18 protein-coding genes are annotated in these 21,063 nt (G+C 28.7%); 3 read left to right on the forward strand and 15 right to left on the reverse strand.

The window, feature by feature from the left end; genetic code table 11:
- Positions 1 to 3: 3 nt before the first annotated feature.
- Complete coding sequence (locus EYW44_RS15110) at positions 4 to 1,263, reverse strand: dihydroorotase (protein WP_132724543.1); 1,260 nt, start codon at positions 1,261 to 1,263, stop codon at positions 4 to 6.
- The gene (locus tag EYW44_RS15115; protein WP_132724545.1) at positions 1,260 to 3,197 is read right to left on the reverse strand and encodes a BatA domain-containing protein; all 1,938 of its coding nucleotides are present in this window, start codon (positions 3,195 to 3,197) and stop codon (positions 1,260 to 1,262) included. The genes EYW44_RS15110 and EYW44_RS15115 overlap by 4 nt, the downstream gene beginning before the upstream one ends.
- 118 nt (positions 3,198 to 3,315) lie before the next feature.
- Here EYW44_RS15115 and bshC point away from each other — a divergent pair, with 118 nt between their 5' ends.
- Entirely contained in the window at positions 3,316 to 4,926 is a 1,611-nt protein-coding gene (gene bshC, locus EYW44_RS15120) for a bacillithiol biosynthesis cysteine-adding enzyme BshC (RefSeq protein ID WP_132724547.1), read from the forward strand.
- 6 nt (positions 4,927 to 4,932) lie between these two features.
- On the opposite strand, the gene EYW44_RS15125 is transcribed toward bshC, so the two are convergent.
- The 13 genes from EYW44_RS15125 to EYW44_RS15180 form a co-directional block, all read right to left on the reverse strand.
- Positions 4,933 to 5,838, reverse strand: coding sequence for a M23 family metallopeptidase (locus EYW44_RS15125; protein ID WP_132724549.1), 906 nt, complete (start codon positions 5,836 to 5,838; stop codon positions 4,933 to 4,935).
- Positions 5,839 to 5,912: 74 nt separating this feature from the next.
- Entirely contained in the window at positions 5,913 to 7,217 is a 1,305-nt protein-coding gene (locus EYW44_RS15130; protein WP_132724551.1) for a peptidoglycan DD-metalloendopeptidase family protein, read from the reverse strand.
- The gene (locus tag EYW44_RS15135; RefSeq protein WP_132724554.1) at positions 7,210 to 7,593 is read right to left on the reverse strand and encodes a BlaI/MecI/CopY family transcriptional regulator; all 384 of its coding nucleotides are present in this window, start codon (positions 7,591 to 7,593) and stop codon (positions 7,210 to 7,212) included. The genes EYW44_RS15130 and EYW44_RS15135 overlap by 8 nt, the downstream gene beginning before the upstream one ends.
- A 114-nt stretch (positions 7,594 to 7,707) precedes the next feature.
- The gene (locus EYW44_RS15140; RefSeq protein ID WP_132724556.1) at positions 7,708 to 9,336 is read right to left on the reverse strand and encodes a leucine-rich repeat domain-containing protein; all 1,629 of its coding nucleotides are present in this window, start codon (positions 9,334 to 9,336) and stop codon (positions 7,708 to 7,710) included.
- 17 nt (positions 9,337 to 9,353) lie between these two features.
- Positions 9,354 to 9,827 (reverse strand): hypothetical protein, encoded by a 474-nt coding sequence (locus tag EYW44_RS15145; RefSeq protein ID WP_132724558.1) that lies wholly within the window; start codon positions 9,825 to 9,827, stop codon positions 9,354 to 9,356.
- 11 nt (positions 9,828 to 9,838) lie between these two features.
- Entirely contained in the window at positions 9,839 to 10,171 is a 333-nt protein-coding gene (locus EYW44_RS15150; RefSeq protein WP_132724560.1) for a hypothetical protein, read from the reverse strand.
- 91 nt (positions 10,172 to 10,262) lie between these two features.
- Positions 10,263 to 11,435 (reverse strand): hypothetical protein, encoded by a 1,173-nt coding sequence (locus tag EYW44_RS15155; RefSeq protein WP_132724562.1) that lies wholly within the window; start codon positions 11,433 to 11,435, stop codon positions 10,263 to 10,265.
- Between the two features lie 340 nt (positions 11,436 to 11,775).
- The gene (locus tag EYW44_RS15160) at positions 11,776 to 13,083 is read right to left on the reverse strand and encodes a tail fiber protein (protein WP_132724564.1); all 1,308 of its coding nucleotides are present in this window, start codon (positions 13,081 to 13,083) and stop codon (positions 11,776 to 11,778) included.
- A gap of 401 nt (positions 13,084 to 13,484) precedes the next feature.
- The gene (locus EYW44_RS22300; protein ID WP_165872244.1) at positions 13,485 to 13,628 is read right to left on the reverse strand and encodes a hypothetical protein; all 144 of its coding nucleotides are present in this window, start codon (positions 13,626 to 13,628) and stop codon (positions 13,485 to 13,487) included.
- A 605-nt stretch (positions 13,629 to 14,233) separates the two neighbouring features.
- Positions 14,234 to 14,608 carry a hypothetical protein gene (locus EYW44_RS15165; RefSeq protein ID WP_132724566.1) on the reverse strand — a complete coding sequence of 125 codons (375 nt, stop codon included), beginning with the start codon at positions 14,606 to 14,608 and terminating at the stop codon, positions 14,234 to 14,236.
- Between the two features lie 33 nt (positions 14,609 to 14,641).
- On the reverse strand, positions 14,642 to 15,178 hold the full coding sequence (locus EYW44_RS15170) for an RsmD family RNA methyltransferase (protein WP_132724568.1): 537 nt from the start codon (positions 15,176 to 15,178) through the stop codon (positions 14,642 to 14,644).
- Entirely contained in the window at positions 15,179 to 16,000 is an 822-nt protein-coding gene (locus tag EYW44_RS15175; protein WP_132724570.1) for a DUF3822 family protein, read from the reverse strand.
- A complete protein-coding gene (locus EYW44_RS15180; RefSeq protein ID WP_132724572.1) occupies positions 15,978 to 16,712 on the reverse strand; it encodes a hypothetical protein in 735 nt (244 codons plus the stop codon). Before EYW44_RS15180 ends, EYW44_RS15175 begins: the two co-directional genes overlap by 23 nt.
- A 105-nt stretch (positions 16,713 to 16,817) precedes the next feature.
- Here EYW44_RS15180 and EYW44_RS15185 point away from each other — a divergent pair, with 105 nt between their 5' ends.
- Positions 16,818 to 18,242 carry an ATP-dependent DNA helicase gene (locus tag EYW44_RS15185; RefSeq protein ID WP_132724574.1) on the forward strand — a complete coding sequence of 475 codons (1,425 nt, stop codon included), beginning with the start codon at positions 16,818 to 16,820 and terminating at the stop codon, positions 18,240 to 18,242.
- Positions 18,243 to 18,451: 209 nt separating this feature from the next.
- Complete coding sequence (locus EYW44_RS15190; RefSeq protein ID WP_132724576.1) at positions 18,452 to 20,953, forward strand: PIG-L family deacetylase; 2,502 nt, start codon at positions 18,452 to 18,454, stop codon at positions 20,951 to 20,953.
- Positions 20,954 to 21,063: the final 110 nt, after the last annotated feature.

Consider the following 21,063-nt stretch of genomic DNA (forward strand, 5'->3'; position numbering starts at 1 on the left):
AGATTAAGAATTTAAAACAAGTTTAGCATTGGCATAAATACCGTATGCTTTACCTTTTAACTGATTTCCTATAAAAATACTGTTTTTTGAGGTAGATTGTATGTCATCTAAAGAAAACTCATATGAAGTATCAGGATTAAATAAACTTAAATTAGCCTTTTGGTCAACAGAAATACTTGTTTTTTCTTGCTTAAAAATATGTTTCGGATTATCACTTAAACACTTTACAATAGTCTCTAAATCGAAAATAGAATGTAAAGCACCAAAAGCACTTTCTAAGCCAATACTACCATCTTTAGCAATAGAGTATTCTACTTTTTTATCTTCAATATCTATCGGATCGTGATCAGAAGTAATAATATCAATAACACCATTTTTTACTCCTTCTTGTAATGCTTTTACATCATTTTTGGTACGTAAAGGAGGATTTACTTTTACTTTAGAATCAAAACCAAATAATAAATCATCAGTTAAAAGTAAATTATGTACAGCTACACTACAACTAACGTTTAAGCCTTTTGCTTTTGCCTCTTTGATAAGTTGTAATGATTTGGCAGTAGAAATTGTTGGAATGTGTAATTTACCGCCTGTGTATTCTAATAGAAATAAATCTCTAGCAATTTGAATTTCTTCCGCTAAAGCAGGAATTCCTTTTAAACCTAATTTAGTAGCATTTACACCTTCGTTCGCAACACCTTCACCAGCTATCTTTTTATTTTTAGGAAAGCTTAGTACCAATCCGTCAAAATTTTGAGCATACAACAAGGCTATTTTTAACAAGTTATCGTTTTCAACTGGTTTTTTATAGTCACCAAAAGCAATAGCTCCAGATTGTTGCATATCAAATAATTCAGCCATTTCTACACCTTTACATTGTTGCGTTAAAGCACCAATTGGTAATAATTGTGTTGCTGAGTTAAAAGACTTATGTTTTAAATATTCTACAGAAGATTTAGTATCAGTAATTGGAGAGGTGTTCGGATTTACAGCTACTTTGGTAAATCCACTTTTAGCGGCTACAGATAAACCATTATCAATAGTTTCTCTTTCTTCATAACCAGGTTCACCAAAAGAAACACTAGTGTCAAACCATCCTGTAGAAACATGAAGATTTTCAAGTGAAATTACTTCATATTCATTTTTAACTTCAATAGTATCACTAATTTCAGTAATTACACCATTGGTAATAAGAATGTCTTTTTGTTGTTTATGAAAAGGACTATTTGCATCAATAATAGTAGCCGATTTTAAAAGCGTGCTCATACTTTAAAGTATTTTAAAATCAAAATTTCTGCAAGCAAAGATACAATGGCTATTATTAAAAACCATTTCCAAAGCCAACGAACTTTGTTTTTATCGTCAATTTTTTCAATTGTATTGGTTACTGAATTAGAAACAGCAATGTTATTGTATTGATCTGACAGACTTTTCACGTTTAAAAATTGAAGCGAACTTTCTGTTTTCGGATTGTTATACGCAATTTTTTGTATGGTATCTTTTTCTTTTAAAATAGCATAAAAACCATTTTTTTCTGGCTGATCTTCTGTTGATAATCTTACTTTATTCTGAAAACTTTGTTGCAAAGGAATAAAAGAACCCTCATTATTTTGAATGGAAAGTATGGCATCTTTTTTCAAAGAAGTATTAATTTCAATAGTATTTGGTTTTTTTACGGTATAATACAATTGTGTTAATTGTAAACTTTTTTGAGCTATGTTATAAAAAACAGGTACAATTAAAGGAGAGTTGGTAAAATTACTATTCTCTTTGTTTAAAGGAGAAGCAAACCAATAAATGTTAGCGTTAGCAGCAGAAACTTGTTGTAAAAAGCTAGTGTTATTTTCAAATGTAATAGCGTTACTAGCACTTTTAAACGAAGTAACATATGAGTTGTTAGTGTATGGATATTGAAAGTTACGAACCTTTTTATCGAATACATTTTTAAATAAAGGATGATTAAAATTGATATTCGTAATTTTTAACGAATCTTTCTTTTGAGAAACGATACTTCCTAAACTCATGTTTTTTAAGAAAGCGTTGTAAGAAGTAAGGTTGATTTCTTTATTAGGAATAATTACTAAATGTCCACCTTTACTAACAAAATCACGAATACTAGTAGTTAAACTGGTAGGAAATTCTTTCAGTTCGTTTAAGATAATTAATTGTTGTTCGTTAATTCCGTTGTAGTTGGTGTTTAAAAGAGTTGTAGTTATGTAGTTGAACTCATCATTATTGAATAAACGATCTAAATAATCTGTAGGTTCACCTATAGATAGAACGTTTATTTTTTTGTTGGTGTTGATAGAAAAGTAAAAAGAATTATCAAAATCATAAGCATCAGCATTGTTAAGCACCAGTTTACCTAAAAAAGTATCCGCTTTTTCAACAGTAAATTCTACTGTTTTTTGCTGATTTTCTTCAATTTCAAAAGTTTGTTTACTAATCAATTTATTGCCATTGTAAATAGCTAAAGGAATATTTTTTGCAGCTTCTCCTTGATTTTTGATGATGGCATTGATTTTGAAACCAGCAGCGGCAGTTTGATCAACATAAACACTATCAATTGCCAAATTAGTTCTCTTTTCTGGAACAATTTGTACCAATGATAAATTGGTCTTCCTATCTTTAAAATTATCTTCAGAAAAACTCTGAAAATCAGAGATTAAAATATTTTCAGTAGTGTTTTTTAAACTTTCTATTTTTAGAAGAATTTCTTCAGCAGAAATATTTGTTGTGGTATAACTGATCTTTTTTAATAAATCTTTCAACTCACTACCGCTAATACGTTGATAAAAGTTAGCGTTAGATAATAAAGAGTAGGTGTTCGTTTCAGAAATAGTTTCTATTAAGTTTTGAGCAGCTACCTTTAAAATATTTCCTTTGCTACTTTTTGTATTTGTACTTAAAGAGTTATCTAAGTATACAAAAACATGATCTTTACTTTCAATATTATTTTTATTAGCAAAATAAGGTTGAGCAAAAGCCAATATTGCAGCGGCTAACATTAATAAACGTGTACATAAAACCAGCCATTTTTTTAATTGAGAACTCTTTCGATTTTTAATTACCAAGTTTTTTAAAAAAGCCACATTGGTAAATGGTGTTTTTTTAAACTTACGTAATTGAAACAAATGAACAATTATTGGTATGATTAAGAGTAATAAAAAATATAAAAATTCAGGATACTTAAATTGCATATTGGGTCAATTATTTTGTAAAAATAAAGAAATAGATTAATAAAGTTTTGTTAAGAAGAAAGCGAAGTTGTTTTCAATACATTAAATTTGTTCTTCTAGTCAAAAAAATATTTAGCAAATGTCGTTGATCGATTCTGATTGTAGCACGTATATTCCATTTAAAAAAACAGGTTTTTTCTCAACAATGATGTGTGATTACATCGATAAATCTAAGAAAATTGAACCGTATTATCACAATTTTCCAGATATAAATGGATTTAAAAGTCAGATAGAAGAAAAGCAACAATCTTTTTCAAAAGAAAATAGAACAGTTTTAGTTGCCGCATTAAAAGATCAATACAAAAACATTAATGTTTCTGATAAAACAATGTTTCATATTGATTTATTAGCTGATGAAAATACTTTTACAGTTACTACAGGACATCAATTAAACTTATTTACAGGACCTTTATATTTCTTATATAAAATTATATCTGCAATAAATTTAGCTGAAGAGTTAAAGAGTCAGTTTCCAGAAAAAAACTTTGTGCCGATTTATTGGATGGCTACAGAAGATCATGATTTTGAAGAAATCAATTTTTTTAATTTTAGAGGAAAAAAGATTCAGTGGAATTCAGAGCAATCAGGAGCCGTAGGACGATTTTCAACTGAAGGACTAGAAGCTATTTTAGATGTTTTTAAACAAGAAATTGGAAATTCTGAAAGAGCTAAATATTTACAGAATCTTTTTGAAGAAGGGTATGTAAAACATACTACGTTAACAGAAGCGACTCGCTACATAGCAAATGAGTTATTTGCAGCCTACGGATTGGTAATTGTTGATGCAGATGAGCGTAGTTTAAAGCAATTATTTGTTCCGTATGTAAAGAAAGAATTGTTAAATCAAGTTTCTTTTAACTCGGTAACTAGCACAAGCACAGCCTTAGAAAAGGTGTATCATGCGCAAGTAAACCCTAGAGAAATTAATCTTTTCTACTTAACTGATGAGTTAAGAGAACGCATTGTTTTAGAAGAAGGAGTTTACAAAGTGAACAACACAGATATTCAATTTACAGAAAGTCAAATTTTAGCAGAGTTAAACGATTATCCGGAACGTTTTTCGCCAAATGTAATTATGCGTCCGCTATTACAAGAAGTAATCTTACCTAATTTATGTTACATAGGTGGAGGAGGAGAGATGGCATATTGGATGCAGTTGAAGAGTTACTTTGAAACAGTATCGGTACCTTTTCCAATTTTATTACTTCGTAATTCAGTGCAAGTAATTAGTGAAAAGCAATTTAAAAAATTAGGAAAGCTATCTATTTCTGTAGAGGAATTGTTTTACAAGCAAAATGATTTATTAGCAGAAAAAGTATTAAGTAATTCTGAATCGAACTTCGATTTTAAAGCACAAAAACAAGTTTTAGAAGATCAATTTGCGACGTTAAGAGACTTAGCAAGTAAAACAGATGCTTCTTTTGTAGGAGCAGTTAACGCTCAAGAGAAAAAACAATTAAAAGGATTACAGAACCTTGAAAAACGTTTTTTAAGAGCAGAAAAAAGAAAACAATCAGATTTAGTAACAAGAATTACATTACTTCAAAATGAAATATTACCAAATCAGAGCTTAGAAGAACGTCAACGCAATTTTTCTGAGTTTTATTTAGAGTATGGTAACGATTTTATAAAGGAGTTAAAAAAAGAACTCAAACCATTACAGCTTGAGTTTTTTGTGTTAGTTAAATAAAAGTATTTATAGAATTAGTTTCTGACCGATTCTTAAGGTACTTGTTCTTCTGATTCTATTTGTTTTACATATTCGAGCTATAGGAACATGGTTTCTATAAGCAATTCCTGATAAGGTATCACCACTTTTTACAATGTAAATAGTACGTTTACGCTTTTTGTGTGCTACAGCCTTTTCATGAGAATCTAAGAGAACTAACGGAGTTTGCCTTTTACAGCTATGATATAAAGCATCTGCCCAATCTTGCGTTATCCATATATTTTGAGCTCTAATTTTAAAATCATTTTTAAAGTCAAATAAGTATTCAGGATTAATAGCAACACCTTCATAATGAAGTTCTAAGTGTAAATGACTTCCACTAGATCTACCAGTGCTACCACCAAAAGCAATCACTTGTCCTTTTTTAACGGTATCATTTTCTTTTACCGCATAGCCAGATAAATGTGCATATCGTGTTTCTAAACCATTATAGTGTCTTACCACAACAGTTTTTCCATATCCAGAGCTATACCCTACATAACGTACCTTACCACTAAGTACACTAAAAACACTATCACCTGTGATAAGATCAATATCAATTCCTCTGTGAGGTCTATTTCTTCTCCATCCATATCTTGATGTAATTACATGTTTTCTCGGAATAGGAGAGGCGTAAGTACTATCTGTAAAAGAAATTTCAAAAGGAAATTTTACTTTAGAATCTCGATAAGCGTTTACTTTATCGGTGTTCCAGTTTTCATTGAATTTCTTGTAAATAATATGTTTCTGAACTAAGGAATCATTTAAAGAATCTGTTTGTTTAGTAATAATAGAGTCTTTAATAATTTCGGGGGTTTCTTTAATCTCCTGTGCATTTGCGAAAAAAATGTTACATGCAATGAACAAGGAACTAAGAATGTTTTTTGATTTCATTTTCATTTGAGAATTAAGCGTATTATACCTTTCTAGCGCTTGTGCTAGGTTTACTGTTGATTAGTTTGATTGTGTTATTTTAAAAGTTTCATCGGATTTATAAATTTACCATTGTGTTTAATTGCATAGTGTAAGTGTGGACCTTTAGTATAACCTGTATCACCAGAGTACCCAATAATTTCTCCCTTTTTAACAAATTCACTTTTTTTAGCATTAAAAGAATCTAAATGTGCATACCAGGTTTCGTAACCATTATTATGTGTTACTACAATTAAATTTCCCCAATTACCTTTGTATGAAGCATAAGCTATTGTACCATCTGCGGTAGCAATAATAGGAGTATTAATTTTAGCTTTTAGGTCTATACCATTATGAATTTTAGCGATGATATTTTCTCCAAATTTTCTAGAGGCACCAAAATGAGATGTGATATCTTTTTCAGATGTGTTTAGAATTGGTAAAATAGAAGGAATAGCACTTTCTGTGTTTTTTATGTTCTCATGTATTACTTTGGTAATATTAGGTTTTGTATAGGATAGCATACACAATAAGCAAACAGGTACTAATATTAGATACTTTATTTTAACAATATTATTTGTTTTGGGTTTGAATATCATTTCTATCCTCTTTTTTGCTATCGGATTTTTGAAATAACTATAGATTTTTGTGTTAGATGTTTTTTCGATATTGCTTTTAAGCAGCTTTAAATATTCAGATAAATTATGCTTTTGATACCTTAAAACAGTGTCGTCAGCTTGAAACTCGTGTACAGATTTTAGAGATTTACGATACAAAAACACAAACGGATTAAACCAAAAGAATAGAATGTACAATTCAATAAAAATAAGATCGTAAGTATGTTTAAAATCCACATGCTTTTTTTCATGTTCAATAATCAAATCATGAATATCATATTCCATGTTTTCAGGTATAAAAATCCAATTAAAACATGAAAATACTTGGGAATGTTTGGTATGATAAAATCGATATTTTCCTACTTTATTAAAAGATGATTTTTCTTTAAGAATAAAGAGCTTATAAAGAGATTTAACAAAAGAGAACAGGAAAAAAACGATTCCTAAAAAATAAATAGCTGCGAATATTTTATAAAAGTTAAAGCTATTTTCGGTTAGCAAAGAAGCTTCATTTTGATTGCTAGTATTGTCAAACTCTATTAATATTGGAATATCAATAGTGTTAACTTGAATAGGTGAAAAAACATCAACATAAGTAATAATTAAAGATAAAGGAATAAAGAATAGTAAAACCCATCTGTTAAGTTGATAAAAAGTTAGTTTGCTTAAAACCAACCGATATACCAAGTAAAATAGCGTAAAAATTCCACTAGATTCTATAAGAAAGGAAAAGAAACTATTCATTGTTATCTTTTATATTTTTAATTTTTTCATCTATTAATTGCTTTATTTCTTCTAATTCTGAAAGATTTAAATCTTCATTTTTAGTAAAATATGAAGCAAATTTTCCAGCAGAACCATTAAAAAAGCTAAAGATTACATCGTTCATATAGTCTTTAAAATATTTACTTTTACTAATCAAAGGATAATATTCTCTAGTTTTACCATACGTTTTGTAAGCTATAAACTCTTTTTTTACAAGTACTCTTACTACAGTTGATATTGTAGTATAAGCAGGTTTAGGTTCAGGGAACTCTTCAACAATGTCTTTTAAGAAAGCTTTTTTAAGCTTCCATAAGTAAAGCATTATTTGTTCTTCAGGTTTAGTTAGCTTGTTCATGCGACAAATATATAAAAAGTTATTACTATAACTATAGTTGTAGTAATAAATAGTAAAACATTAACATTTTAAGTTTTTTAAAAGAAAGTAATATGAAGTTTTAGATGTTGATTGTTAGTTTTTTGACTTTCTGTTAAATGTAGCTCTGAATTTTTCATGCCTAGGGTCTGTCAGTTGGTATTTTTGTGAAAGTTCTAAAGGAATTTGTTTATAGTGACCTTCAGGGATTTGTTTTTTCTCTAAATCTACAACACCAATTTTTGAAGATTCAATTTTTCTTTGAAGTTTATTTAAAAAATGTAATTGAGTTTGATCTATTAAAAGCCTACTATGACCAGAATAATATGGGGTTCGATTACATAGTGCTTCTATATCTAGTTTTTTGATTTCTAAACCTTTGTTTGAAAAAATATGAAGCTCAGCTAATTTTTTCATTGAATTTAAATCAAAATCAATTTCTTTTATGTTATTAAAAGATACATTCAATCTTATGAGTTGAGTAAGTTTATTGAGTGTTTTAGGTATTGTTTTTAGGCTGTTCTCGTAAAGAGAAAGTATTTCTAATTTTTTTAAGTTTCCAATAGTTTCAGAGATATTTTCTATGTTATTAAAACTAAGTTCTAAATATTTAAGAGAGGTTAGATTGCTTACATCAAAATCAAAGTTTTGAATTTGGTTATTAAAAAAGTTCAAATGAAGTAGCTTTTTTAAGTCCCCAATTTCTTTCGGCACTTCAGTAAGTTTATTAGCATAACAGTACAAGTGCTCAAGATGATGCAGTTTACCTATGCTTTCCGGTAGTTTTATGATGTTGTTTTTAGATAAATGTAACCGTTTTAAACTAGTACAACTACCAATATTATTAGGAATAGATTTTAAACTATTGTTACTAAGATTCAACACAGTTAAGTGTTTTAGATCAAAAAGTTCAGCTGGAATTTCTGTAATATTATTTCCGTCTAAGTAAATTACTTTAAGTTGTTTTAATTTTGAGATTTCTTTAGGAAGACTTGTTAATGAGTTGCCTCGAAGATTTAAGTTTGTTAAATGCTCAAGTTCGAAAACTTCTTTTGGAATTTGATGTAAACCTTCAGCATTTAAACTCAAAAGAGAAGATTTTTGAATTTTAGCCTCTTTTATTTTTAACTGTACTTTTTTTGTCGTTTTTTCTTGTTGCATTTTATTAAAAAACGTTTCTGGATTGGTAACTCCATCAGCATATTTTTCTTTTAATTCATTAGTTTCTTTAATAGGAATAATTTTGTTTACAAAGTTTTCATCACACCAACCTTTTGGGTAATTAGGTAAATGCTCTATTCTTAAAGCTGATTCTTTTCCATTATAGCCAAACCATTCATAAATTAGAGGTAAGTACTGTAAAGAGTTTGTGATTAGCTTGTATCTAATTGCATCTTCTGAATTCATATTGATACCGTAACTATCAGTGATATCTCCATTTTTTATTCTAATAAGTCCCGCAGGACCGCCCAGAAATTCAGGACAACTAGCTAAAATTGTAAAAAGTACGTTTTTGTGTTCTTTTGAAATCTCTTGAATAATCCAATAAGGCGCATACTTTCTTCTTTCATAATGATATATTAAAGTATTTGAGTTGATAAAGAAAACAGAACTTTTTCCATAACTTTTGGCATCTTTTTCAAAGATTTTATCAGTAATAGAATTGATTTCTTTATCATCATTTACCTTTTCGGCAAGAATTATAATATCAGTATCCCATCCCATTTTTTATCAATTTCATTTTATTCACCACTCCAAAAATAATAGAGATAGTAATTATCATTATCAACAAATAAAACTTTTTTTTCATTCCAATTAGGAGACATAACTAAATACTCCGTTGTAATTTGTTGATTTAAAAGTTCAGATATTCTTTTGTCAAGAGATTCTTTTTCTCGAGAATTAGCCATTTTACATACGCCAACTCTATTAGGATTTTTTGTCCAAAGTGAATAACTGAAAATATTATCAATTACTAAATCTTCAAAAAAGTAATCTTCACCATCGCAATTATACCAAACTAATACAGCAAGCCAAAAATCAATCAAATTATCATAAGTTTCTTTAGAACCTTTGAGTATTAATGTTTGACTAGAAATGTATTTTGTTTTTACAATTTCAACAGGTATTTTATGTTGATAATCACTCAACTTTTTTTGATGAACGCAAGTTATAATTGCTGATGGTGATATGTTATTGAATTCGTGATTTTTCATGCAATAGCTTTTTATGATTTATAAATACTAGGGCTTCTGTTTATTTTTTCATATGAAATAATTCTGGCTACAGTTATACCACCAAAAACCAAAGGTCTTACTTGAAAACTGAATTGTATTGAATAGTTTTTTTCTTTCATTTTTAATGGACTTTCAGGATGAAGCTTTTCAAAATCATCTTTACTTACGTATATCCAAGTTATATTTTTGATAGGAGTTTTTAAATGAATTCTTTTGTTACCTAGAGAAGATTCAAACGAATATCTAAAAGAATCAGCTTGTCCTAAATCAATCATTTTATATTTCACTTCAGATGTTGCTTTACTTGCTTTATGAAAACTCAATCTATATCGAATTAGCATAATAATAAAGGTTATTATAATAATGAGGAATATGTAAATAATAATTTTCATTTAAGTTGTAGGGTTAGCTTAATTACTCAATATTTTTTATTGTAGGAAGTGTTTTACTTAAATCAGTATATCGATCTTGTTTTTTCAAGCTATCACAAACATTTTGTAACTTATTGATAAATAAAGCATCAAAAAGATAACCATCATCATAAAACGAATATTTATTAATGTCTTTTTTTATTTTAGCTTTATTTACATAAAGAATCATTTCTTGTAAAACATTAAAAAGTTCTTTTGTTTCAGAAGTGTTGGATTTATAAAAATTGAGTTGGTTTAAAATATTTTTGGGTAAAGGATAGTTCCAGTATTTATGAGAAGGAGATAAAAAATAGTACCAATTGCTATAATCTTTTTTAGAGTTATGAATGATAATCTTTTGAAGAATGATAGTATCAAGCGGTATTTTTCTACCAGAAGAAAAAGCTCTTTTTATGTTACTAACTTGCCATATAGATTTATTTGTACGTGGCTCTTTAAGAGTTTTAATAGTTAAAGAATCATAGGTAATTCCGTAATTGTTTTTAGCTTTCTCAGTTGCTTTATCTACATATTGGTATGATTTTAAGTATTTTTTCCAGTAAAGTTGAGATACTTTTTTAGGATTACTAGAAGTAGTATTGTAGAGCGTAAAAGTTGATATGATTACAATTAATAAAGATGAAAATATCCATTTTTCTGCTCGATACACCATACGCACGAAAAACCAACTTTGAGCAAAAATGACAATAGGGATTAGTATAAATAGTACAGCATGATCTTTGTATAAATTAAAATTAAGATCATCCATATATAATTGACCAAATACACAAAATAAGCAAAAACAGCAAAATTGACCTATTAAGAACATAGTAAACCAAAAAGCGAACAACGAATTTGTTCTTGATTGTAATTTGTATAAGCGATGTCTTTCTCTTTGATCTATGCTATTTCCCATCCAAATCCAAATGCAAATAGAAAGTCCTAGTACAGTTGCTAAAGCAGCAAAAAAGTAATTGAAAAATTGTAATTCATCTTTTTCAAATATTAATAGTTCTGTTGAAATACTTACAAAAAAGCGAATTGATTCTCTCATTTTATTGAAGATTAAAGAGAGTGCTATTGCAGAAGTTAAACCAGCAATTACGCCAAACCAAAATCGTTGTTTTCCAATTTTTTGAATTGAAATTTTACTTTTTTTTAAACTCTTTCTTTTCATATAGTACTGTTTAATAGCAAATACCTTTGGTAAATTTAGTGAAATTTTAAAGAAGAGTAGGGCAGGAATAATGTTAGATAAATAAAGTCTTATAGATTAGTTTTAGAATATATTTAAATAGAAATTATTCTTTTTTAAAATCAATATAGGAATATCATTTAACCAATACATGTTTTTGTTACATACTAGTATTGCCCAGTTATATTCTAATTCGTGAGTAATTATGTTGAATTTGTGAAAAGAGATTAATATTGTTTTTTGTTTTTTTGGATGATAGATAATGTTTATAACTGCGTAAACAACTTTAAAACGGGGTTTACGCAGTTATAAGACATTACGATTAGTTCTTATTTCTTAATATTTTTTGGATTAAAGATTCAAGTTTTTCGATTTTTTTCTGCTGTTGTTTAATTTCAGATTTTTGTTTTTTCAGCTCTTCAATCTCTTTTTTTTGAGAGTTAATTTCTTTTTGCTGGTCTATAGTATATAACGTTAACTCTTCAATCTTTTTAAGAAGATTCATGTCCATTTCTGCTTGCATAACTCCGTTTTTAGCAAATTCTTCAGCAGAAGGTATTTCAGGTAAGTGGCTATGTTTATTTATAAAATGTTCAATTTCCTCAATACTTCTTAAATTATAATCTGATTTAAATACGTAATCTGGTGCTGGCACAGCTAAATCAATTTTCATTTCCTTAGCATGAATTTTCCCGTTTACAGTTAATTCCATATCAGGAGAAAATGTACCAATACCGACATGACCATTTTGGTTTATAATCATTCTTTTTTTAAGCCCACTCTTATAAGTATAAAAATTTAAGACTGATTCTGTAGAAGTTCCGATTTGCTCTGTTTGTATTTTACCTGTTGGTGACCAATTCGAGTTATTATGAAAATCAATAGAAGTTGAAGGGTTAGAACCGCCTCCAGAATTTACTAAAGATAAAACTCTTGCTTCTCCATCAGGTTTATAACTACCAAATTGTGCTATGTCTGATGGACTATTTGATGTTTGAGTACCAACAGTTAATTTTGAATTTGGGCTTATTGTTCCAATACCGACATGACCATTTTGGTTTATAATCATTCTCTTTTTGAGTCCACTATTATAAGTATAAAAATTTAAAACTGATTCTGTTGAAGTTCCAACTTGTTCCGTTTGTATTTTACCGGTTGGAGACCAGATAGAGTTATTATGAAAATCAATTGACGTTGACGGATTTGTTCCTCCCCCAGAATTTATCAGTGATAGAACTCTTGCTTCTCCATCAGGGTTATGACTACCAAATTGAGCTATTAAAGATGGGCTATTTGATGTTTGAGTGCCCACAGTTAATTTTGAACTAGGATTTGTTGTTCCAATTCCAATATTTCCATCATGATTAATTAAAAAACTAAGTTTCTTACCATTTCCATGTGTTCCGTCTGAGACATAAAACTGATATTTTCCTGTAGCATAGTAATTTCTGAATTCCGTATTTCCTTCTGAACTAAATGGAATCATTTCAAACTTATAAGGTTCAGCCGAAACACTATACAATTTTTTCTTGTAGCCTATTTGAAGGTTGTTGTTAGAGTCTAATTGAGCATTTACTCCTAAGTTCATTCCTACTAAAGCAATGACAGCAATTTTAATTGTATTTTTCATTTATATTTATTTTTAATTTGTTTTCTTTTTTTGATTTATAGCGTTGGTTATAATAATAAGATAGAGATTAGCATTATATTTACAACGATGCAAATATAATATTTTGTGTTTATCATTAATATTTAAATACCGAGTTTTATGTTTGGCGTAATAGCGGATTAGTTCAAGTCTTTTGAATAGTTTCAATCGCATCCTATCTTTATATGGTATTTGGTGTAGTTGTTTTTTATGGTCAGTTTTGTCTCTATTTAGAGACCTCTTTTAAGACTAATTAGACCAATTTTTAATTAGTAACCATAGCGATTATAAATATTTTAAGTGTATCAAAACAAATAAACTTTGAGTTATACACAGCTGTTTTATCAACAGCTATAACATCAACCTAAGCATCAAAACAGTAATTAAATGAATTTATACTCCTCTGGACTATTAGATATTTTAGTGTAGTAATATCTATCAACGGTAATAATAACTTTTGGAAATTTAATAACGTATTTATTTCCATATGATTTAATAAGCTTTACTAATATAGGTTTAGATTTCATAATTATAAATTTTACTTATTCAATATAATTTTTGAAATCTAATTATTTTAAAATTTTAGATAAAACTATAACAACATTAGGTAAAAAACGCAAAACGAAAGATTAATCAAACCTTATCAGCTATCTGTGTAAGTATCCAAAAAAGGAGGAAAAATCCTCCAACAAGAATTAAGTCTTTAAAAGAAGGAAATAATTTAGAAACATAGTTAGCAATGAGCACACTAATACAAAATCGAAAGAAAATATTTTTAATAATTCTCATTGTGAAAATAAAATAGTAGTTAAGTAAAGAGTTGAGTAATCAGTAATATAAGTGAAAAAATTACACCGAATATTAATATTGGTTTTACAGTAGAACGGTCTTTTAAAGGTATTTCCAAATTGTCAAATAAATCATTGAGATATTCGGGATCTGTTAAAATTGAGATTATCGTTTTAATAAACGTAATTAACGCAATAATCAAGATAAAAACCACAAATAAACCAATAATCGTTTCTATTGAGGACAAAATTAAGCTATAAATTTAATTTTAAGCTGTTAGAAAGTATTGTTTATATTCAATCGGGTAGTGGAGTACTATTAGAAATAACCAATATTTAATTTACTATATATCCCAATAATTTTTTCCTTCAAGATTGAGCTTTGAAACAAAATCTTTAGCCTTTTTTCTAGAATTTTTCCAAAAAGGATTGGATTCAAATTCGGTATGCGTCCATTTATCAGAGGGAAGATTCAATAAGTGTTTTAAAAAGATGTCAATTTCATGAATGATACTTTTAGGAATAGCATTCGTATAGCTTTGTGACGAAATGATGTTGAGAGTTCTTTGAGTTTCACTCCAAACTTCAAAGTCAATAGGAAAAACAGCAGTATCTAACTTTAATAATTCAGAATAATCTAAAGAATGTAAAATAACAATACTTAATATATCATCATCACATTGTTTTAAGTATTCATCATTTGTAAGTTCGTTTGTCATCAATTTAAAAGTTAAAACTAACGATACAACTATTTACATTTCAAAAAAACTAAAAACGTTTCCTCCGTAACGTTTTTCATAGCTAAATTTTGGGTGATTAGCTAACGTTGTGTGTTTTGAATGTTCTATAATTAATACACCTTCTTCGTTTAATAAACCACGTTCAAAAGTACTATTAGCAATACTTAAAAACTGTTTTTCATCAAAGTCATATGGAGGATCAGCGAAAATAACATCTGTTTTTAAAGCTGTTTTCTCTAAAAATTTAAAAACATCACTTTTAAAAGTAGTAATATTTAAATCGAGTTCATCAGAAATTTTGTTGATGAACTTAATACAAGCATAATGAGCATCTACCGCATAAATAGTTTCAGTGCCTCTTGAAGCAAATTCATAACTAATATTACCAGTACCAGAGAATAAATCTAATACCGATATAGAATCAAAGTAATATAAGTTATTTAAAATATTAAATAGTGATTCCTTAGCCATGTCTGTAGTAGGACGAACTGGTAAATTTTTTGGAGCACTTATTCTTTTGCTTTTATATTTTCCTGATATGATACGCATTTATGACAATAATATATAATTTGAATGAGGGAAAAAGTATTCAGATTTTTCTAAAAAATCATGATTTGGTTCTAAAAAACGAATGTTTTTTATGTAATCTTCAACAGCTTTATAAATAGAAAATTCTGTTGTTATATTACCTAAAAATACAAGTATTAATTCCTCTAGTTTTAAGTTTAACTGCTCAGAAGTAAAAAGAATATAGTACAAGAAATCTTCTTTTGTTTTAAAAGTAAATGAGTTGTATAAATGGAATACACCTTTTTTAAAAACAACCATTTCAATGGTATTATATGCTACATTAACCGTAATAACATCTTCAGTGCTGTTGTTAAATTGTTGTGTTAGTTCATTAATTAATAATGTTGAATGATGCTCATAAGTAAATTCACCAAAGTTTTTAAATAAAAAATTATTGATGTTTACGTATGGAATATACACATTATTAGCATTTAAACTAGGAAGCTCATCATAAGTAATATAATCAGAACTTAAGGTTTTAATGTTGTAATTTAAATATGATTTTAAGTTGTTTTCATCAAAATAAGCTTTAGGTATTTGGCTAGCTAAATTATTTTGATGAATTGCTCTAACACTTTTAAAACTTCCTTGCAACGCTTCATCGGTTTCAAAGATTGTTTTTACTTTTTCTAATAATAGAAAAGGAGTGTTTACAGCAGTTTCAAAAACATATTCTGAAAGTTGTAAAATCTCTTTTGACTCGTCATCTTTAATACAAAAAGAAAATCCATCCAAACTAAATTGGATGGATAAATTTTTATTTTGAGATGCTGTACTACTACTCTGCGTCAGCTTTTGCATCACCTTTATCGTAAAATGGAGGCCAGTTACCACCAGTTGATACTTCTTGTAATGATCCTACAGATACGTTTGGACCTTTAATTTGGTCTGTTTCAACAGCTTCTAATTCTTGCTTTACTAAGTGAATTGGTAAATCTTTTAAGATAGATTTTTTATCAATTTTAGCTTCAAAAACAGGAACAAATAATCCAGTTATTTTTTCAATTTCACCAATACCAAGTTCAAATTCTTTATCAGTACCTGGTACTTTGAACATGTTTGTGTAATCTTTGTTTTTGAAATATTTTAAAACAGGCTCTTTACCTATTGTATCAATTCTTTTCTTAGAAACATCAACCTGAATACCTCCTCCTTTGTCAACTTTTTCAGTGTAATTTACTGTTTCAGTTAATACTAAAGAATCGTTTTCGATAAAGTTGATTAATTTATCTTGTTTTTTAGTATAAACACCTTTTGCTTCTTTATACTTAATTTGAGCGTCTCTTATTAATTTAAGATTTTTAATGACTTTAGCATAACGAACTTTCTTTTCTTTGTTAAATTTAATAGGCTCCATTACTCCATTGTAAATTAAGTAGCCTAAATAAAATGAAACTAATAGTAATAAAATTGAAATAAGACCTCTTAATTTTAATGGGACAAACTTCACAATTACGATTGCTAAAAGAACAGCGACAACGACAGCAGCTAAAATCGTTAATATTAAATTCATTGTTTTTAGATTTTTAAAAGTATGATAGTCGCAAATCTACAATTTTTTTTCAATCATAAAAACAATTTTTATAATTACATTTATCTTTGACGTTTTATTTGAAATATGATTCAATCTGCTAAAGAATTTCACAAAGAACTTATTCAGAAGTTTTCTTACGATCCAACGTCAAAACAACTAGAGCTAATTAGCGAGTTATCAGACTTTATGTTCGATAAAAACAATAGATCATTGTTTTTATTGAAAGGATATGCTGGTACAGGAAAAACAACTGTGATTAGTACTATTGTGAATAATATGTGGAAAATTGGAAAGAAAGCAGTTTTATTAGCACCCACAGGTAGAGCAGCAAAAGTAATTTCAGGGTATTCAAAAAGACAAGCATTTACCATTCACAAAAAGATCTATTTTCCTAAAAAACAATCAAATGGTGGTTTAAGTTTTGTAATGCAGCCTAACAAACATAACAATACGGTTTTTATTGTAGATGAGGCTTCTATGATATCTGATCAGGTACAAAATGCAAAGCTTTTTGAAAATGGATCTGTACTAGATGATTTGATTTCTTTTGTATATTCTGGTAAAAATTGCAAACTAATTTTTATAGGAGATACAGCTCAGTTACCACCTGTAAAATTAAATGTTAGTCCGGCTTTAGATGCAGATAAACTTTCATTAAATTTTAATAAAGATGTTTCTGAAATAGAATTAGATGAAGTAGTACGTCAACAAAAAGATTCTGGAATATTAGAAAATGCTACCGATTTACGTTTGTTAATTCAGAATGATGGTATCGATTTTAAGTTTGATGTAGATTATCCTGATATTATTCGTTTACAAGATGGTTATGAAATTCAAGATGCTATTACAGATGCTTATGATGGAGAGATAGGAGTGGAAGATACAGCAATAATTGTTAGATCAAATAAAAGAGCGAATCAATACAATCAACAGATAAGAACCAAAATTCGTGGTCAAGAAAATGAAATTTCTACAGGAGATTATGTAATGGTTGTAAAAAATAATTATTTCTGGTTAAAAGATTCTTCTTCAGCAGGATTTATTGCAAATGGAGATATTTGTGAAGTCATGAGAATTCATGAAGTTAAAGAGTTATACGGATTTAAATTTGCGGAGGTTGAGGTAAGAATGATTGATTATCCGGATATGAAACCTTTTGAAACTGTTTTACTTTTAGACACACTAACAAGTGAAAGCCCGTCTTTAACTTACGAAGAATCGAATAGACTGTATGAGGCAGTAAAAGAAGATTTTGCACACGAAAAATCGAAGTACAAACAGTTTATGGGGGTGAAAAAGAATAAATTTTTTAATGCGCTACAAGTAAAGTTTTCTTACGCAATGACTTGTCATAAATCGCAAGGAGGACAATGGAAAACTATTTTTATTGAACAACCATACTTGCCTGACGGAACTAGTGTTGAGTATTTGCGATGGTTGTATACGGCAGTTACCAGAGCCCAAGAAAAACTGTATTTAATAGGTTTTAAAGATGAAAACTTTGTTTAAGAGTTGATTATTAACAGTCATTGCTCAATTTAAATTAATAATTGTTGAATCATTATTGATGAATTGAACTAAATGTTAGCATTTTGTTAAACTCAACCAAAAAAAACGTAAAAAGATTACATTTGTTGTACGATTAATTGATCATTTTAAGCAAATCTGTAAAAAATATTCAGTAGCAGAAGCTTAGTTTGATGTATTATGCATATCAAATGAAAAAACAACTCACATTAATTCCGCTTTTGGGATTATTTATTGTCACTTCAGTTTTTGCACAAAAACCACAAAAACTAACAACAAACGAAATTTACGAGAAAGTTCAAAAATTAAACTTTTTAGGTTCAGCTTTATACGTTGCAGCACATCCAGACGATGAAAATACACGCTTAATAGCCTATATGGCAAACAAAGTAAAAGCAAGAACAGCTTATTTATCGTTAACAAGGGGAGATGGAGGACAAAATTTAATTGGTCCAGAGATTAGAGAATTGTTAGGAGTAATTCGTACACAAGAGTTATTGGCAGCAAGAGGTGTAGATGGAGGAGAACAACGTTTTTCTAGAGCTAATGATTTTGGGTATTCAAAACATCCAGATGAAACTTTTGAAATATGGGACGAAGATAAAGTTTTAGCTGATGTAGTTTGGGCAATAAGAAAGTTTAAACCAGATGTTATTATCAATCGTTTTAACCATAGAACACCAGGAACAACTCATGGACATCATACGGCATCGGCGATGTTAAGTGTTGAAGCTTTTGATTTAGCTGCTGATAAAACAAAATATCCTGAGCAATTACAATACACAGAAGCTTGGCAACCAAATCGTTTGTTTTTTAATACTTCTTGGTGGTTTTATGGAAGTAGAGAGAAATTCGAGAAAGCTGATAAAAGTAAAATGTTGAATTTTGATATCGGTGTTTATTATCCACTAAAAGGAGTATCTAATAACGAATTAGCATCAATTGCAAGTAGTCAACATTTATGTCAAGGTTTTGGGCGTTTAACAACAAGAGGTGAACAAACAGAATACGTAGAGTTTTTAAAAGGAGAGTTTCCTAAAGACAAGAAAGATATTTTTTCAGGAATAAATACTAAGTGGAACAGAGTTGCAGGCGGAGATAAAATTGGAAAGATTTTATACGATGTGGAAAAGAACTTTGATTTTGTAAATCCGTCAAAGCATCTACCAAATTTAATGAGAGCTTATAGTTTAATTGAAAAATTAAAAGATAGTCATTGGAGAGAAATCAAATCAAAACAAATAAAAGAGATTATAGAAGCATGTGCAGGTTTGTATTTAGAGGCATCTGCAAAAACATCAAGTACAACTCCAAATTCATCTGCAAAAATTGATTTTGAGGTATTAAATAGAAGTACTATTCCTATGGATTTAGTTTCTATTGGATGGTATCCGTTTGAAAAACTAACGATGAAAGATGTAAAATTAACAGCTAACAAGAAAGAAAATTTCACCGAAGATGTACGTTTATTGCAAATGGATTACTCTTCTCCGTATTGGTTAAATGCAGATTGGGGATTAGGAATGTACAAAGTAGACAATCAAGAGCTGATAGGTGATCCTGAAACGAAAAGACCAGTTAGAGTTACTTTTAATTTAAAAATAGATGGTACTCCAATATCGTTTACTAAAAATGTTATCAGAAGATATTCGCAAAGAGATAAAGGAGAAATTTATGAGCCTTTTGAGATTTTACCAAGAGTAACTACTAAATTAAAAGATAAGGTGATTATTTTTTCTGATGGTGCATCTAAAAAGATAGCTGTTGAAGTTCGTTCTGGAACTCAAAATACTAAAGGATCTGTTGCTTTAAAAGTACCTAACGGATGGACAGTAACTCCAAGTAATATTAATTTTGATATTGCACAAAAAGGAGACAAACAAGTTGTTGAGTTTACAGTTACACCATCGTCAAATCAATCTGAAGGATATATTCAAACAGTAGCTACTAGTGAAGGAAAAACATACGATAAAGAGTTGATTGAAATTAATTACAATCACATTCCTAAACAATCTGTTTTATTACCATCTAAAGCAAAAGTTGTACGTTTAGATATTAAAAAAGAAGGAAAATCAATTGGATATATTCAAGGATCTGGAGATGCAGTTCCTGAGAGTTTGCGTCAAATTGGATACTCGGTTACAGAAATCAAGCCAGATGCTATTAATGAAAATAGCTTAAATAATTTTGATGCAGTAGTAATTGGTATTAGAGCCTACAATACTAAAAAAGAGCTTCAGTTTAAACAAAAGTACATTTTAGATTATGTTAAAAACGGAGGAAATGTTATTGTACAATATAATACGAATAGAAGAGTAGATGTGAAGGCTCCATATGATTTAACCTTATCTAGAGACAGAGTAACAGATGAGTTTGCAAAGGTGACAATGTTAGCCAAAGATCATTCAGTATTAAATTATCCAAACAAAATTACTACGAATGATTTTGAAAATTGGGTACAAGAAAGAGGGTTGTACTTTCCAAACAAATGGAGTAGTGAGTATACCCCTATTTTATCAATGCATGACAAAGGAGAATCGGCTAAAGAAGGAAGTTTGTTGGTAGCTAAATATGGTAAAGGAAATTATATCTACACAGGTTTAAGTTTCTTTAGAGAATTACCAGCAGGGGTACCAGGTGCGTATAAGTTATTTGCTAATTTATTATCAGTAAAACAAAATCAGATTAAATAATAAGTTGATTCTTTTAGTTAAGGATTATTTTGAATAATTTAATGTATTCAAACCTCACAGGTTTTTAAAACCTGTGAGGTTTTTTAATTAGTAATATTTATAACTAAGTT

The sequence above is a fragment of the Tenacibaculum sp. M341 genome (assembly GCF_004337695.1).
Taxonomy (GTDB): Bacteria; Bacteroidota; Bacteroidia; order Flavobacteriales; family Flavobacteriaceae; genus Polaribacter.